Origin of the sequence: Caulobacter sp. 602-1, assembly GCF_003931565.1 — a bacterium.
Lineage (GTDB): Bacteria > Pseudomonadota > Alphaproteobacteria > Caulobacterales > Caulobacteraceae > Caulobacter.
The window spans coordinates 218,938-234,099 of sequence record NZ_RRYI01000001.1 but is presented as its reverse complement, the minus strand read 5'-3'; the positions used below and the strand labels follow the sequence as shown (position 1 = coordinate 234,099).

At 67.2% G+C, this 15,162-nt stretch carries 16 protein-coding genes and 1 tRNA gene; 6 read left to right on the top strand and 11 right to left on the bottom strand.

The genetic code is table 11. The features are described 5' to 3' along the window. The first annotated feature begins 112 nt into the window (after nucleotides 1–112). Nucleotides 113–949, top strand: coding sequence for an alpha/beta fold hydrolase (locus tag EIK80_RS01245; protein WP_199743378.1), 837 nt, complete (start codon nucleotides 113–115; stop codon nucleotides 947–949). A 200-nt stretch (nucleotides 950–1,149) separates the two neighbouring features. Here the strand turns inward: EIK80_RS01245 and EIK80_RS01240 are convergent, their stop codons facing one another. The 3 genes from EIK80_RS01240 to EIK80_RS26045 form a co-directional block, all read right to left on the bottom strand. Further along, a complete protein-coding gene (locus EIK80_RS01240; protein ID WP_199743338.1) occupies nucleotides 1,150–2,352 on the bottom strand; it encodes an MFS transporter in 1,203 nt (400 codons plus the stop codon). A 175-nt stretch (nucleotides 2,353–2,527) separates the two neighbouring features. Then, complete coding sequence (locus tag EIK80_RS01235) at nucleotides 2,528–3,988, bottom strand: catalase (RefSeq protein ID WP_125155148.1); 1,461 nt, start codon at nucleotides 3,986–3,988, stop codon at nucleotides 2,528–2,530. 681 nt (nucleotides 3,989–4,669) lie between these two features. Next, complete coding sequence (locus EIK80_RS26045) at nucleotides 4,670–5,350, bottom strand: hypothetical protein (RefSeq protein ID WP_158624617.1); 681 nt, start codon at nucleotides 5,348–5,350, stop codon at nucleotides 4,670–4,672. Here EIK80_RS26045 and EIK80_RS26980 point away from each other — a divergent pair. Both EIK80_RS26980 and EIK80_RS26975 read left to right on the top strand, forming a co-directional pair. Beyond that, a complete protein-coding gene (locus tag EIK80_RS26980; RefSeq protein WP_370450190.1) occupies nucleotides 5,294–5,821 on the top strand; it encodes an ATP-binding protein in 528 nt (175 codons plus the stop codon). The genes EIK80_RS26045 and EIK80_RS26980 overlap by 57 nt on opposite strands. Next, entirely contained in the window at nucleotides 5,745–5,915 is a 171-nt protein-coding gene (locus tag EIK80_RS26975; protein ID WP_125155817.1) for an ATP-binding protein, read from the top strand. Before EIK80_RS26980 ends, EIK80_RS26975 begins: the two co-directional genes overlap by 77 nt. A gap of 134 nt (nucleotides 5,916–6,049) precedes the next feature. On the opposite strand, the gene EIK80_RS01220 is transcribed toward EIK80_RS26975, so the two are convergent. Continuing rightward, the gene (locus EIK80_RS01220; RefSeq protein ID WP_370450189.1) at nucleotides 6,050–6,652 is read right to left on the bottom strand and encodes a tyrosine-type recombinase/integrase; all 603 of its coding nucleotides are present in this window, start codon (nucleotides 6,650–6,652) and stop codon (nucleotides 6,050–6,052) included. An 80-nt stretch (nucleotides 6,653–6,732) separates the two neighbouring features. Here EIK80_RS01220 and EIK80_RS26315 point away from each other — a divergent pair, with 80 nt between their 5' ends. Both EIK80_RS26315 and EIK80_RS01215 read left to right on the top strand, forming a co-directional pair. Continuing rightward, on the top strand, nucleotides 6,733–6,879 hold the full coding sequence (locus EIK80_RS26315) for a hypothetical protein (RefSeq protein ID WP_199743337.1): 147 nt from the start codon (nucleotides 6,733–6,735) through the stop codon (nucleotides 6,877–6,879). A 14-nt stretch (nucleotides 6,880–6,893) separates the two neighbouring features. Then, complete coding sequence (locus EIK80_RS01215) at nucleotides 6,894–8,570, top strand: recombinase family protein (RefSeq protein WP_125155816.1); 1,677 nt, start codon at nucleotides 6,894–6,896, stop codon at nucleotides 8,568–8,570. Here EIK80_RS01215 and EIK80_RS01210 read toward each other — a convergent pair. Next, a tRNA-Arg gene (locus tag EIK80_RS01210) sits at nucleotides 8,526–8,602 on the bottom strand. The two genes, EIK80_RS01215 and EIK80_RS01210, sit on opposite strands and share 45 nt — an antisense overlap. A gap of 264 nt (nucleotides 8,603–8,866) precedes the next feature. Here EIK80_RS01210 and ggt point away from each other — a divergent pair. Then, nucleotides 8,867–10,609 carry a gamma-glutamyltransferase gene (ggt, locus tag EIK80_RS01205; RefSeq protein WP_125155146.1) on the top strand — a complete coding sequence of 581 codons (1,743 nt, stop codon included), beginning with the start codon at nucleotides 8,867–8,869 and terminating at the stop codon, nucleotides 10,607–10,609. Between the two features lie 52 nt (nucleotides 10,610–10,661). On the opposite strand, the gene EIK80_RS01200 is transcribed toward ggt, so the two are convergent. The 6 genes from EIK80_RS01200 to EIK80_RS01175 form a co-directional block, all read right to left on the bottom strand. Further along, entirely contained in the window at nucleotides 10,662–10,877 is a 216-nt protein-coding gene (locus EIK80_RS01200) for a hypothetical protein (RefSeq protein WP_125155145.1), read from the bottom strand. Between the two features lie 115 nt (nucleotides 10,878–10,992). Beyond that, the gene (locus EIK80_RS01195) at nucleotides 10,993–12,483 is read right to left on the bottom strand and encodes a HAMP domain-containing sensor histidine kinase (protein WP_125155144.1); all 1,491 of its coding nucleotides are present in this window, start codon (nucleotides 12,481–12,483) and stop codon (nucleotides 10,993–10,995) included. 9 nt (nucleotides 12,484–12,492) lie between these two features. Then, nucleotides 12,493–13,242: a TVP38/TMEM64 family protein gene (locus EIK80_RS01190; protein ID WP_125155143.1), complete on the bottom strand. Its 750-nt coding sequence runs from the start codon at nucleotides 13,240–13,242 to the stop codon at nucleotides 12,493–12,495. Continuing rightward, nucleotides 13,239–14,297, bottom strand: a complete 1,059-nt coding sequence (locus tag EIK80_RS01185) for a quinone-dependent dihydroorotate dehydrogenase (protein ID WP_125155142.1) — start codon at nucleotides 14,295–14,297, stop codon at nucleotides 13,239–13,241. Before EIK80_RS01185 ends, EIK80_RS01190 begins: the two co-directional genes overlap by 4 nt. After that, on the bottom strand, nucleotides 14,294–14,638 hold the full coding sequence (locus EIK80_RS01180; protein ID WP_125155141.1) for a DUF952 domain-containing protein: 345 nt from the start codon (nucleotides 14,636–14,638) through the stop codon (nucleotides 14,294–14,296). The genes EIK80_RS01185 and EIK80_RS01180 overlap by 4 nt, the downstream gene beginning before the upstream one ends. Beyond that, nucleotides 14,635–15,144 carry a histidine phosphatase family protein gene (locus EIK80_RS01175; RefSeq protein WP_125155140.1) on the bottom strand — a complete coding sequence of 170 codons (510 nt, stop codon included), beginning with the start codon at nucleotides 15,142–15,144 and terminating at the stop codon, nucleotides 14,635–14,637. The genes EIK80_RS01180 and EIK80_RS01175 overlap by 4 nt, the downstream gene beginning before the upstream one ends. Between the last annotated feature and the right edge of the window lie 18 nt (nucleotides 15,145–15,162).

Sequence of the window (15,162 nt, the reverse complement as noted above, 5' to 3'; positions counted from 1 at the left end):
CCGCGCCGTCCTCACCGCGGGCCTGAGCCTCGCGGCCCTGACGGCCATGCCGTCGCTTTCCCCGGCGTCGGCCATGGCCGCGCAATCCACCACAGCCAAAGGAATTCCGCACATGAGCAGCGGCTATGTCACCACCAAGGACGGCGTGAAGATCTTTTATAAGGACTGGGGTCCCAAGACCGCCCAGCCGATCGTGTTCCATCATGGCTGGCCGCTGAGCGCCGACGACTGGGACGCCCAGATGATGTTCTTCGCTCTGCAGGGCTATCGGGTCATCGCCCACGACCGCCGTGGCCACGGCCGTTCGGACCAGACCGACACCGGCAACGAGATGGACACCTACGCCGCCGACGTGATCGCCCTGACCGATCACCTGGACCTGAAGAACGCCGTGCACATCGGCCACTCGACCGGCGGCGGCGAGGTCGCCCACTATGTCGCCCGCGCCAAGCCGGGCCGCGTGGCCAAGGCGGTTCTCATCGGGGCCGTGCCGCCGATCATGGTCAAGACGCCGGCCAATCCCGGCGGCCTGCCGATCGAGGTGTTCGACGGCTTCCGCGCCTCTCTGGCCGCCAACCGCTCCCAGTTCTTCCACGACGTGGCGGCCGGCCCGTTCTACGGCTTCAATCGCGAAGGGGCGAAGGTCTATCCCGCCGTCGTGGAGAACTGGTGGCGCCAGGGCATGATGGGCGGCGCCAAGGCTCACTACGACTGCATCAAGGCCTTCTCGGAGACCGACTTCACCGAAGATCTGAAGAAGATCGACGTGCCGGTCCTGATCCTGCACGGCGAGGACGATCAGATCGTGCCGATCGCCGACAGCGCTCTGCTTTCGGCCAAGCTGGTCAAGAACGGCACGCTGAAGACCTATCCGGGTTATCCGCACGGCATGGCCACCACCCACGCGGACGTCATCAATCCGGACCTGCTGGCCTTCATCAAGGGCTAGTCCGTTCCGCCCTCGCCGGGCGCCCCTGCACCGCAGGGGCGCCCGCTGCTGCGTCCGGACGCCGGAAACGGCCCAAGCAACCCTGCGGCTCGTCCGCTCCGCGATCGTCGCGCAGCAGCAACCGCTCGGGCGGCCAGATGAGCCGACGCCGCAGCGCCTCTTTGACGGACCGATGGAAGTACCGGCGGCCTGCCGCCACCCTAGACGGCTTTGGCCGCGGGCGTCGTGCGGGAGAAGTTGAGACCCTGAAGGGCGGTGGCGATAGCGCCCAAGGAAAGGCCCAGGAGCGTCACGGCCAACCAGCCGCCTGATTTCCAAGCCGCCGAAGCGGCCGCCGAACCGAAGGCGCCGCCAAGGAACATGGAGCCCATCAGCACGGTGTTGAGACGCGCGCGCGCCTCGGGCTGCAGGGTGAAGGCGATGTGCTGGTTGGAAACCAGGGCCGACTGCATGGCGAAGTCCAGAACGATGACGCCAACGACCAGCCCCACCAGCGACGTCCAAAGGCCGAAGATCAGCCAGGAGACCAGGATCAGGCCGGCGGCCAGGATGACGATCGGCTTGGGGCCACGCTTGTCGGCGAACCGCCCGGCCAGAGGCGCGGCGAAGATGCCCACCGCGCCGACGACGCCGAACAGGCCCGCCACGTCCGCCCCCAGGCGGTAGGCCGGCGACTGCAGACGAAAGGCCAGGATCGTCCAGAAGGCGGTAAAGGCTGCGAAGATCAGGCCTTGAGTGACCGCCGCCAGACGCAGGGCGGGGAACGCTCGCCACAGGCCGATGATCGAACGCAGCAGTTCGCCATAGCTCAGCCTGGAGTCGGGCGCCACGCGCGGCAGGGTGGCGTACATGAGCGCGCCGGCGATCATCGCCATCGGTACGCCAAGCCAGAACATCTCGCGCCATCCGGCGTGGGTGGCCACAAAGCCGGCGAGCGTCCGGCTCAGCAAGATCCCCGTCAGTATGCCCGAGAGCACGGTCCCGACGGTGGCGCCGCGCTTGTCGGGCGAGGACAGGTGGGCGGCCAGCGGTACGATCTGCTGGGCCACCGTCGCGGTCAAACCCACCGCGAGCGAGGCGATCACGACCAGAACCGCGCTGGGGGCGATCGCCGCAAGAGCAAGCGCGACGGCCAAGACCATGAACTGGACCCCGATCTGCCGCCGGCGATCGATGATGTCGCCCAGCGGAACCAACAGGAAGAGGCCCACGGCATAGCCGAGTTGAGTGGCGGTCGGGATCAGGCCCGCGAGCGGGCCGGGCAGGTCCTGCTCGATCAAGCCGAGCATGGGCTGGTTGTAGTAGATGTTGGCCACCGCGACGCCGGCGGCGGCGGACATGCACAGGGCCATCAGGCCCGAGAGACCGGTCTTGGCGGGGGGCGGTGCGGGGTCGGTGGACATGACGGGGTCCTAAAGGCGCGTTTTCGTCGGCAGGGCGCCGAGCCAGGCTGAAGATGTTGTCGCGGGCCATGCGAGCCGATGCTCGGCAGGGAGTGGGCCGTCCTTCGTGACGGGGGCGTTGAAGGACGGCCCGCGGGTCCGGCAAGCTGCGGTGGGCCGGACCCGAATTGATCGGCTATTCGGCCGCCACGGCCGGCGACGACAGGCGCGCCAGCGCTTCGGCCACACCCTCGCCATAGGCCGGGTCGGCCTTGCAGCAGTTGGCGACGTGGCGACGCTGGATGTCCGTCGAAGCCCCGCCGATGGCGCGGGCGGTGTTGTCGAACAGAACCTGGCGCTGGTCCGCGCTCATCAGGCGGAAGAGATCGCCTGGTTGCTGGTAGTGGTCGTCGTCGAGACGATGGTCCCAGTGCGCCGCGGCGCCGTCGATAGGGAGGGGGGGCTCGGCCAGATCCGGGCGGTCCATCCACTCGCCGCGGCTGTTGGGCCAGTAGGTCGGGGTGGCCCCCAGGTTGCCGTCGGTGCGCATCGCGCCATCGCGATGATAGCTCTGGAACGGGCACTTGGGCGCGTTGACCGGAATGAGGTTGTGGTTGACCCCCAGGCGATAGCGATGGGCGTCTCCATACGAGAAGAGCCGCGCCTGCAGCATCTTGTCGGGTGAAAACCCTATGCCCGGCACGATATTGGCCGGCGTGAACGCCGCCTGCTCGACCTCGGCGAAGACGTTATCCGGATTGCGGTTGAGCTCCAGTTCGCCGACCTCGATCAGCGGAAACTCGCCCTTCGGCCAGACCTTGGTCAAGTCGAACGGATTGAAACGAAAGGCCCGCGCCTGTGCGTCGGTCATCACTTGAACCGACATCGTCCAGCGGGGATAGTCGCCGCGCTCGATCGCCTCGAAGAGATCGCGCTGGCTGCTTTCACGGTCCTTGCCGACCAGGATTTCGGCTTGCTGGTCCGTCAGGTTTTCGATGCCCTGTCGGCAGCGGAAATGGAATTTGACCCAGATGCGCTCGTTCTGCTCGTCGATGAAGCTGTAGGTGTGGCTGCCGAAGCCGTGCATGTGACGGTAGCCGCGCGGCAGGCCGCGCTCGCTCATCAGGATGGTGACCTGATGCAGCGCCTCCGGAAGAAGCGTCCAGAAGTCCCAGTTGTTTTGGGCGCTGCGCATGCCGGTGCGCGGATCGCGCTTGACCGCATGGTTGAGGTCCGGAAAGCGAAGCGGATCGCGGAAGAAGAACACCGGCGTGTTGTTGCCCACCAGGTCCCAGTTGCCCTCCTCGGTGTAGAACTTCAGGGCGAAGCCGCGAATGTCGCGCTCGGCGTCGGCCGCGCCGCGCTCGCCGGCCACGGTCGAGAACCGGGCGAACACCGGCGTCTTCTTTCCGATCTCCGAGAAGAGCTTGGCCTTCGTGAAGCCGGAGATGTCGCCGGTGACGGTGAACACACCGTAGGCGCCCGAGCCCTTGGCGTGCATGCGCCGCTCGGGGATCACCTCACGATCGAAGTGGGCCAGCTTTTCCAGCAGCCAGATGTCCTGCAGCAGAGCAGGTCCGCGCGGGCCTGCCGTTTCGATATTGACGTTGTCGGCGACCGGCGCGCCGTTGGCGCGGGTGAAGCGGGCGTCGGACATGAGGGGCTCCAGCGTTCAAGTTCGACGCGAGCTTCACGATATCGGCAGCCGAGAGATTGAACGGCGTGGCGACAATTTGGTCCAAATGTCAGGGCTGTCCCGCCCGGACGGAAAGCGCTCCTCCCCTCGCCTCTTCAGCGAGGGGCGATCGAATGGCGCGCCGCCACGCGGACCAGAAAGGCGCCGAAGCTCCGCCCCTGAGCTGACCGGAAGCTGCGAAAGATCGCTTGAATTCACTGACCCCGGTCTAAACGGCCGACCACAACGGGCCGAGCCCGCAGAAAATCGCAAGCGTTTGATTTAATGCGGGAAAGTGGCGCGCCCGGAACGAGAAGGCGTTGGTGGTCGGCGAAGCGCCGAAATCCAGCCCGGCGGGGCTTCGCGAGGGCTTTGACGTTCGAATGTGGGACATGATTGTGGGACAGTTTTGTGGGACAGAAATCGCCGCTTGAGCGGGCTTCTCTGCTTCTCGGTGGGAGACCGGATACGGGGCCGGGTGTGGCCAGTTTTGGCGGCTGTGGGAACTTGGAAGACTGACGGCAGGTAGGTTGGTGTACCTGAGCTGTTGAGGCCGCTTTCAGCCCTTTATTTCCGGATCGGCCATTTAGGCCACCTCTCGCTTGCCGAGCACAATCTCCCTCCGGAAGCGGTGCAGTTCAGGCAGGGATTGGGCCGTGGCGGCTAGCAGGGCCCGGCGCTCTTCAACTGTACCGACGCCGCTATAGGCCAGGACCAGGTCGTCGATCCTGTCCGCCAGGGCGTCGAGCTGGGGAGAAGACCCCGCCTCGCAAGTTTTCCGCCCTCGACCGCGAAGACAGCTTCGAAGAGCGACCCGTTCCTGTCCGCCGAAGAGACCTTGGCCAGGGCATTAGCAACAACGGGGACCGACATCAGCCGCTTGATAGCAGCCTGTCCGGGGCGGGTGTGCATGTCGTAGCTGCAGGACAGAATCTGGCCAAGACCGGGGTCGTCCGGCAGATCACCGGGAACGAACCGGAGCTGATCCTCGTCGGCCTGGATCATCTGCCACATCGGCAGCAAGGAGGCGTGCATACATCCACCGCCTCGAATCGCGGCCCGGTCTGCCAGATAGCAGAGCACGAGCGGCATACCCGCCCGAACCATGAGGCTCATGAGCCGTCCCCTCGGACGATCGTTCCAAGACGGCGCGTTCAGGTTCGGAAATCGCTTGGTGCCTGCAAGCATCCAGGTTGCAGCCATGCGGTCCACCACCGGACGCCCAAGGTCCGTAGCCGCATCGGCAAGTGCTTCGTCAGACCAAGCGGCCAGCGCTTCCATTTCGCTGTGGCGGGCTCGGTCGAAGTCGACGGCCACAACGAGATTGCAGGCGGTCCGATCCATCGCGCCGGATGCCAGCGCTTGCGCCAGCCATACGACCGTCCTGAGATCGCCAACCGCTCGGCGGGCGACGTGGTTTACCGCCCTGGACGAGGTCTGGATCGCGGCTATCTCGCGGACCTATTGACCTGTCGCTGGGCCGAGCATCGGCGCAACATTCTCATGACCGGGCCGACTGGCACCGGCAAAACCTGGCTGGCTTGCGCTTTGGCTGTTCAAGCAGCAAGGAATGGCTATTCCGTTCGGTATGTACGGACCAGCGCCCTTCTCGCCGATCTGGCGATCGCACAGCAGGACGGATCTGTTGTCCGATTTCGGCAGGCCCTGGCGAAAGCCAAGGTGCTAGTGCTCGATGACTTTGGGTTAGGAACCCACGCCAGCTGGGAAGCAAGGTCTACTGGATCTCCTCGACGATCGTATTGGAGCGACCTCGACCATTGTCGCCGGCCAACTGCCTGTCGAAGAGTGGTTTGACTATATCGCCGAACCTGCGGTTGCCGACGCCATCCTCGACCGGCTTGTTCATAGCGCCCATCGGTGGAAGCTGACGGCGTCCGCCATTCCCTAGCGACATCTAAGCCTGAGCTCTGGACCACTACGATTACGGCGATGTGTGTCGTCGGTGCCGGAGCGGACGATTTCTTGGCTCTCGCCGGACGAGGGCGCTGGCCGGGGATGGTCGAACCACTCGGCTCGCCCCGGTCAGAATTTCGGCTGTTTGCACCAGAAGGGGCCACCCAGAACATTGACCACGTCGAAGCCGAAACTCAGCTTCAGGAGGGCGTCGCGCTTTCGAGAAAGCGGAAAAGCGCCCCCGTACTTCGAGGTCATCGTTCCGGCCGAGTGCCCGACCAGCGCGCCGATCTCTTCATCAGGGCAACCAACCTTCCGCAGCCGATCGACAAAGGTATGCCGCCAAACGTGGTTGGCGCGCCCCGGAGCGTGCAGCTTCAGCGCCTGGAGGTAGCGGCGAGAAAACTGGGTGATGCCGTCGGTGAACTTGCCCGGACCGCCGAGCCGGAAGCAGCCAAACAGCCGCTCGCCCGAATGACGCTTGGCGCAACGCTCGACGAACGCACGCAAGCCAAGCGTAATCAGGTCGGGATGCAGCGGCACATCACGCACGGAGGTCTTGTTCTTGACCGACTTGGTGGCTTTGCCGCTGTCGTCGGTCTTGCGCACCTTCAGATGGGGGATATCCGCGTCAAACCTGAAATCAGCAGGAAGCAGTTGGCACAGCTCTCCCGCCCGCATCCCAGTATACATGAGCAGGATCCAGGCCTCGGCACGCCGCCATGACGGCATCTCTGTCGGCCGGTGGCCGGGCAAGAATCGCTTCGACCGCCCGCTGAACGCGAAACCCCTCCTTTATGAACTCGCCACTGTTGGCCAAGCCCCCGGCAGGAACCGCCTCCATCACCGTCACCGATGACTGGCCCGACGCGGTCCCAGTGACGGACCACGAAGCCCGGATCATCGAAGCCTTCTTCGCCGACGTGCTCGACGACTTGTTCGGTGATCTCCCTCGATAGAGCAGGAGTCTCCCATGCGCGACGCGATGGTCCCCGAACAGACCTCCACGGCGTCGCGAGCGGCCCTTTACCTGCGGGTCTCGACCGGCCGTCAGGCCGAGAGCGATCTTTCCATCCCCGACCAGCGCCGCCAACTGGAGGCCTATTGCGCCGGCAAGGGCTGGACCTTGGGCGAGGTGTTCGTCGAGCCGGGCAACACCGCCACCGACGACCACCGGCCCTCGTTCCAGGCAATGATCGAGGCGGCCCTGGCCAAGCCGGCCGCGTTCGACGTCATCATCGTCCACTCGTTCTCACGCTTCTTCCGCGATCAGTTCCAGTTTGAGTTCTATGTCCGCAAGCTCGCTAAGAACGGCGTGCGTCTGGTCTCCATCACCCAGGAACTGGGCGACGATCCGATGAGCACCATGATGCGCAAGATCATGGCGCTCTTCGACGAGTACCAGTCGCGCGAGAACGCCAAGCACACCCTGCGGGCCATGAAGGAGAACGCCCGACAGGGGTTCTGGAACGGCTCGCGCCCGCCGCTGGGTTATCGCATCGTCGTGGCCGAGGAGCGCGGCGCCAAGCTCAAGAAGAAGCTGGAGATTGACCCGATCCAGGCCGACAAGATCCGGCTGATCTACAAGCTCGCCCTCTTCGGCGTCGATGGCTGCGGCCCCATGGGCTTCAAGGCCATTTGCAACCACCTCAACGACAACAACGTCCGCACCCGCGATGGCGGACGGTTCGGGATCGACGCGATCCACAAGATCCTCAACCGCCCCACCTACAAGGGCGAGCACCACTTCAACGCCAGGGACCACAAGACCAAGACCAAGCGCCCCGAGGAGGAGCATGCGGTCTGCTCCGTGCCCGCCATCGTCTCGGCCGAGGAGTTCCAGGCCGTGCAGGACTCGCTGCGTCTGCGCCATTCCTCGTTCATGAGTCCGCGCTTCGTGGCCGCCGGCACGCTCTTGGGCGGCATCTGCTTTTGCGGCCTCTGTGGCGGGGCCATGACCCTACGGACGGGCAAGAACGGGGCCTATCGCTATTACACCTGCTCGACCAAGGCGCGGATGGGCAAGGAAGCCTGCGCGGGCATCACTGTGCCCATGGACAAGCTGGACGACGCCGTGGTCGATCATCTGGAGCGGCGCCTGCTGCATAGCGAGCGCCTAGAGGTGCTGTTGGGGAACGTGCTCGACCGCCGGGCCGAATGGATCGACCGTCGCCACGCCCACGTCACCGAGCTTCGTCAGCGGGCCAGCACCGCCGCCGCCAAGCTCTCGCGGCTCTACCAGGCGATCGAGGACGGTGTGGCCGACACCGCCGATCAGGACTTCAAGGATCGCATGAAGGAGCTTGCCTCCATGCGGGACGAGGCTCGTGCGGACGCTGACAGGGCCGAGGCGGCCATTGATCGCCTGGGGCCGAACCTCACGCCTGAGAAGCTCCGGGCCTTCGCCCTGGCCGCCCAGGCGCGCTTAAGAGCCGAAGACGGCTCATACCGCCGCGAGCACGTTCGCGCGGTGGCTCAGCGCGTCGAGGTGCTCTCTACGAAAGAGATCCAGATCATGGGAAATCGGACTGATCTGCTTCGAACCCTGGTCGCCTCAACGGGCGAAAACACAGCGATTCTCGAAGTTCGCAGTTTCAAACCGAAATGGCGCGCCCGGAACGATTCGAACGTCCGACCCTCAGATTCGTAGTCTGATGCTCTATCCAGCTGAGCTACGGGCGCGCATTGCCTTTCGGCGAGGCGGGGGAAGTAGCCCGTCCCTTTCGGGAACGCAAGCCCGGTTTGCAGGAAAATTCGAAAAGTTTCGCACGCCGGCGTTCGCTCGGCGGGACGGCCTTGCCGCGCAACGGTTCAGGGCGCGGGATTGAAGCGGCTTGCAGACTATCTGGACGTGACAGCGTCGCTTGATTGGTGTCCATGGGTGGCCTCGGGACGGCGGGCAGGCCCTCCCCAATGTTCGCCCCTCGTCCGCCATAGAGGATCCGTATGCGTCGTTTCGTTTCCCTGCTCGCCCTCGCCGCGTCGCTCCAGCTGGCGCTGGCTCCGGTCTCCGCCGCCCACGCCGAGTCGATCCCGCTGGGCATGCCGGCGGCCAAGCCGGCCTCCATCTCGACGCCCGCCAAGGGCATGGTCGCCGCGGCCAATCCGCTGGCGGTGGAGGCGGGCCTGCGGGTGCTGCGCGACGGCGGCTCGGCCGTCGACGCCGCCGTGGCCATCCAGGCCGTGCTGGGCCTGGTCGAACCACAGAGCTCGGGCCTGGGCGGCGGGGCGTTCATGGTCTTCTACGACGCCAAGACCGGCAAGGTGACGGCCTATGACGGCCGCGAGACCGCGCCCGCCGGCGCTTCGCCGGACATGTTCATGGGATCGGACGGCAAGCCCCTGCCCTTCGTCACGGCGGTGCTGTCGGGCCGCTCGTCGGGCGTGCCCGGCGCGGTGGCCATGTTGTCCCTCGCGCAGAAGGAACACGGCAAGGTCGCCTGGAACACCCTGTTCAAGGACGCCGAAAAGCTGGCCGACGACGGCTTCGTGGTCAGCCCGCGCCTGGCTGGCATGATCGTCAGCCGCGCGCCGCAAGCCTCGCAGCCGGACGCGGTGAAGTACTTCACCAAGCCGGACGGAACCCGCTACCAGGCCGGCGACCTGCTGAAGAACCCGGCCTATGCCGAGACGGTGCGCAAGATCGCCGCCGAGGGCACCGCGGCCCTGCTGGACGGTCCGATCGCCCAGGCCATCGTCGACCGCCTGCACGAGGGAGACCTTCCCAGCAGCATCACCCTGGCCGACCTGAAGGCCTACAAGCCGCGCGAGGCGCCGGCCCTGTGCCGGCCGTGGAAAGTCTACACCGTCTGCGTCCCCAACCCGCAATCCTCGGGCCTGGCCGTGATCCAGGCGCTGCGGATGCTGGAGCACACCGACATCGGCAAGCGCGGCCCGACGGATCCGGTGGCCTGGACCCAGCTGGCCCAGGCCGAGCGGGTCATGTACGCCGACCGCGACCGCTATGTCGGCGACCCCGCCTTCGTGACCGTGCCGGTCGACGGTCTGCTGGATCCGAAATATGTCGCCGAGCGCGCCAAGCTGATCACCGACACGGCCGGCGCGGCCCCCCCGTTCGGCAAGCCGAAGGGCGCGCCCAAGGTCGGGATCGACATGACCAAGGAGCCGGGCGGCACCACCCATCTGGTCGTGGTCGACCCGGCCGGCAATGTCGTGTCGATGACCACCACGGTCGAGAGCATCTTCGGCAACGGCCGGATGGTGAACGGCTTCTTCCTCAACAACCAGCTGACCGACTTCTCGTTCTCGCCGAAGGAGAAGGACGGCGCGCCGGCCGCCAACGCCATCGCGCCGGGCAAGCGCCCGCGCTCGTCGATGTCCCCGATCATCGTGCTGGACAAGAAGGGCAAGTTCCTGGCCGCCGTCGGCTCGCCGGGCGGCAACGCGATCCTGTCCTACAATCTCAAGGCCATGGTCGGGCTGTTCTACTGGAACCTGAACATGCAGGAGGCCGTGTCGCTGCCGAACGTCGTGGCGCGGGGCGACACTTATTCCGGCGACGCTCAGTGGTTCGGACCCGCGATGCTGTCGGCGCTGAACGCGCGCGGCGTCAACATCAAGGTCGGCCAGGTCGAGGGCTCTGGCCTGCACGGCGTGATCGTGCGGCCGGGCGACGTGCTGGAAGGCGGCGCGGACCCGCGTCGCGAGGGCGTGGCCAAGGGGCTCTGAGCCTCTTCCCAAGGACTAGGCGTGAGCTTGGTGTTCTTCCCTGATCGAACGATCAGGGCTCCAGGCCCGCCTCGACCTCGGCGCGAGAGAAGACTTCCTCCTGGCCGTCCAGCAGCAGTTCGGTGTCGGACGCCTCCTGCACCGTCACCATGGCCGCCACGCGGCGCAGGGCGGTCGGAACGTCGGGCGCCTCTACGGTGATCTCGTGGATTGGCGCGCTGTCCGCCGAGGCGCCGATCATCACCGCGATGGTCCAGGTAGTCGTCATCGGACTCTCCTAGAGCCTGTCCGTTCTGATCAAAACACCAGAAACGGACAGGCTCTATCTCAAACATTTGGAGCGTGGCAGACGCCGAAACCGCTCACACTTCGGCTGCCACGCTCTAGGACGCTGAAGCGTCAGCCTTGTCGTCCGGCTCTGGCAGCGGTTCGGGCGCGCCCGCCAGGGTGAGGTCGAACACCGAGCCGCCGGGCCCGGTCTCGACCAGCGCCAGGTCGCCGCCATGACCCTGGGCCAGCTCGCGCGCGATGGCCAGGCCCAATCCGGTGCCGCCGCGGCGCACCGAGCCGACGAAGGGCTGGAAGAGATTGGCGCGGGCGCGCTCGGGCACGCCGGGCCCGTCGTCCGACAGGCGCAGGATGCTGTGGCCGGCGTCGCGGCGCAGCTCGACGAAAACCTTGCCCTTGCCGCCGCGGTCGGTCGCGCCCTCGATGGCCTCGCGGGCGTTGCGGAACAGGTTGGTCAGGATGCGGTGCAGTTGGTCCGGATCGGCGACCACCTGTTCGCGCGGACCGATGACAGTCTCCAGCGCCACGCCCCGCGGAGTCAGCCCGGCGTCCTCGGCGGCCATGTCCAGGGCCGGGCGCAGCGGGATGATCCGCGTCACCGGCTCGGGCTCCTTGGACTTGCCATAGGCCATGACGTCCGAAGCCAGGGTGATGGCGCGGTCCAGGGCCCGTTCCAGGCGGGGCAGGGCCTGGGCCACCTTGGGATCGCCGAGGGCGGCCAGGCGGTCGGACGCCATCTGGGCGCTGGTCAGCATGTTGCGCAGGTCGTGATTGATCTTGGCCACCGCCTCGCCCAGGGCGGCCAGGCGGGCCTTGGAGGCCAACGCCGCCAGCAGGTCGACCTGCATGCGGTCCAGCTCGGCCTCGGCGCGGCCGATCTCGTCGCGGCGCTTGGAGACGGCGATGCGCGCCTCCGGGTCGCCGGGATCGACGCGAAAGGCTTCCATGGCGCGGGTGATCCGCTGCATGGGCCGGACCAGGAAGATGTTGAGGAAGGCGTAGACGAACAGACCGGCCAGGGCGGCGACGAAGATGGTCACGCCGGCCAGCCGCCAGAAATACTCGACCAGCGCCGCCTTCAAGGGAGCGTCGGGAACCACGACCTCGACGAACTCGGCCTTGCGGAAGCGCGGCTCGGCCATCACGCGGACCATGCTGCCCTTGGGGCTGGTCAGGGTGAAGAACGGCGCGGCCAGCCATGAGCCGGGGTTCTGGCGGCGCAGGTCCACCAGATACGGCGTCTTGAACGGCTCCTTGGGCGGCAGGACCAGGCGGCGGGCGCCCTCGGCCTGGACGGCGACGGTAACAGCCCCGGCCTGGTCGAACATCTGGTTGGCGACCGCGTCGCTGACCCGCAGGTCCGGATCCGACTCGGCGATGGTCGAGGCCAGTTCCCCGGCCCGCACGCGATCCAGCAGCCACTGCTCCTCGTAGGCCGCCAAGGTCGGCGGCAGGGTCAGCAGGCCGCCGAAGGTGACGACGATGGCGGTGAACAGCAGCAGGCGCGCCGACAGGCCGCCGGGCCACGGAAATCGCTTCCGGGGCGGGGCGGGCTCAGTCTCTGACGGCGAAACCGTTTCGACCATCCGGGGCGGCTACTTCTCGTCCAAGGGCTTTGGCAGGGGCGCTGCTCCGCGCCGATTGCGCCAATGGCGCCACAACGGCGGCAGAAAGGCCAGAACGCCCATGCCGACAATGGGAAGATAAATCCGTGGCGAGAAGAGGGTCTCCAGCGTCACGGGGCCGCCCCGCGCGAAGAGATGGCCAAGTCCCGCGCCGATGCCGGCATAGACGAAGGAGCTCGGGATCATGCCCAGCACCGAGGCCAGGACGAAGGTGCGGGCCGGAATGTTCATCAGCCCGGCCGCGACATTGACGATCAGCAGCGGAAAGGCCGGGATCAGGCGCAGGGTCAGCAGGTAGTTGAAGGCGTCGTGCCTGAAGCCCTCCTCGACCCGCGCCAGGAACGCGCCGGGTCTGCGGCGCAGCATGTCGCCGAACGCGGTGCGGAACACGAGATAGATGATGGTCGACCCGCCCGTGGCGCCGGTCACCGCCGCGAATCCGCCGCCTATGGGTCCGAACAGGAAGCCGCCCGTCAGCGACAGGATCAGGGCGCCGGGCAAGGATACGGCGACGGAGGCGATATAGATCGCCAGATAGATGGCCGCGCACAGCAGCGGCTTTTCGTGCGCGAAGGCCTGGAGCCCGGCGCCGCGCGCGCGCAGCTCCTCCAGCGAGATGTGATCGGCGACGCCGCTGGCGAAGGCGGCCACGAACAGGATCACGATGACCACCAGCGGGCCAAAGCGGCGCAACAGCATCAGAGCGCGGTCTCGCGTCATGCGGCGCCGACCGCGTCCTCGACGGCGGCGAAGCCATCGGCCCGTAGGCGGGCCGCGAGCTCGCGCTTGATGCGGGTGACCAGGCCCGGGCCGCCGTAGACGAGGGCCGAATAGAGCTGCACGGCCCGCGCGCCGGCCCGGATCTTGGCGTAGGCCCCGGCGCCGTCGGCGATCCCGCCCGCGCCGATCAGGGCCACACGGCCGGCCGCGGCGGCGTGGAAGCGCTTCAGCACCTGGGTCGAGGGCTCCAGCAGCGGCGCGCCGGAAAGGCCGCCGCTCTCACCGGCGTGGACCGACTTGAGGCTGGCGGGGCGAGCGATGGTGGTGTTGCTGACGATGATGGCGTCCAGGCCCGCGTCGACCACCGCCTCGACGATGGCCTCGACCTCGCCGTCCTCAAGGTCAGGCGCGACCTTCAGGAAGATCGGGTAGTCCGCGCCCGAGGCGACCTTCATCGCCTCGCGGGCCTCGGAGACACGGCCCAGCAGGTCCTCCAGCGCCGCCTTGGTCTGCAGGGCGCGCAGGCCCGGCGTGTTGGGCGAGGAGATGTTGGCGGTGAAATAGTCCGACAGGCCCCAGAGGCGGGTCAGGCCGGTGACGTAGTCCTCGATGCGGTCGCTGGCGTCCTTGTTGGCGCCGATGTTCGCGCCAACGATCCCGCCCTTGCCCTGGCGCGCCTTCAGCCGTCGGACGAACGGGTCGAGGCCGCCATTGTTGAAGCCCATGCGATTGATGACCGCTCGATCCTCCGTGAGACGGAAGAGCCGCGGACGCGGATTGCCGGCCTGGGCCAGCGGCGTGACGGTGCCGGCCTCCACGAAACCGAAGCCGGCGGCCAGCATGGGATCCGGAACCTCGGCGTTCTTGTCGAAGCCGGCGGCCAGGCCCACGCAGTTGGGCAACTCGAGGCCGGCGATCTTCACCGCCAGGATCGGGTCGTCCGGGCCGGTCTCGCGCGGGCCCAGCCCCATCTTGAGGCCCCGGATGGCCCAGCCGTGGGCGTCCTCGGGATCGAGGGCGCGCAGCGCGCGGGCGGCGAGGTCATGCGGGCTCATGCGAGATGATCTCCCAGCCGGGGAACGCCATCGGCGTCGAGACCAAGATCGGCCTCGGTGACCACTTCGCTGGTCAGCAACGGGCGATAGAGATGCGGGAACAGCGCGCCACCACGCGAAGCCTCCCACTTCAGGTCCGCACCCAGGCCCTCGGCTTCGACGCCCAGCAGGACGAGGTCCGGCTGATCCTTGAAGTATCTGGCGGCGGTCTCCTGGGCCTGGTCGGCGGCGGAGAGGTGGATGAACCCGTCCTGAAGATCGACGGCCGAGCCTTCGAAGCGGCCGGCGGCCTTGGCGGCGTCCCACTCGGCGCGGGACAGGATCTTGTAGATCAGGGTCATTCGCCGCCGGCTCCGCCGTTTTCGTGCGCGTAAAGGAGGTGCTCCAGCACGGGACCCCTGTCGGTCCAGCCGAACACCACCGTGGTCGAGGTCGGGAAGCGACCGCGCAGCTTGTTGGTCTGGATCGGCGAGGCCTCGCCCTGCTGGGCCAGGCGCAGCGCCAGCTCGTGCAGGCCCGGATTGTGCCCGACCACCATGATCGTGGCCGCGCCCTCGGCGTGCGCCTCGATCACCTGAACGACATCTTCCGGGTCGGCGTGATAGAGGTCACGGAGCTGCTCGACCCGCGCCTTGGGGAAGTTCGGCGCGACGCGCTCGGCCGTCTCGCGCGTGCGGCGGGCCGACGAGACCAGCAGCAGGTCGGGCGCGACGCCCGCTCCGGCCAGCACCTGGCCCATGACGGCCGCATCGGCCCGGCCGCTTTCGGCCAGGGCGCGTTCGAAATCACCGCCGCTCTGGGCGTGCCGCTCGGCCTTGCCGTGGCGCATCAGGATCAGTCGCTCCATGCGACCTCCATAGCCGTC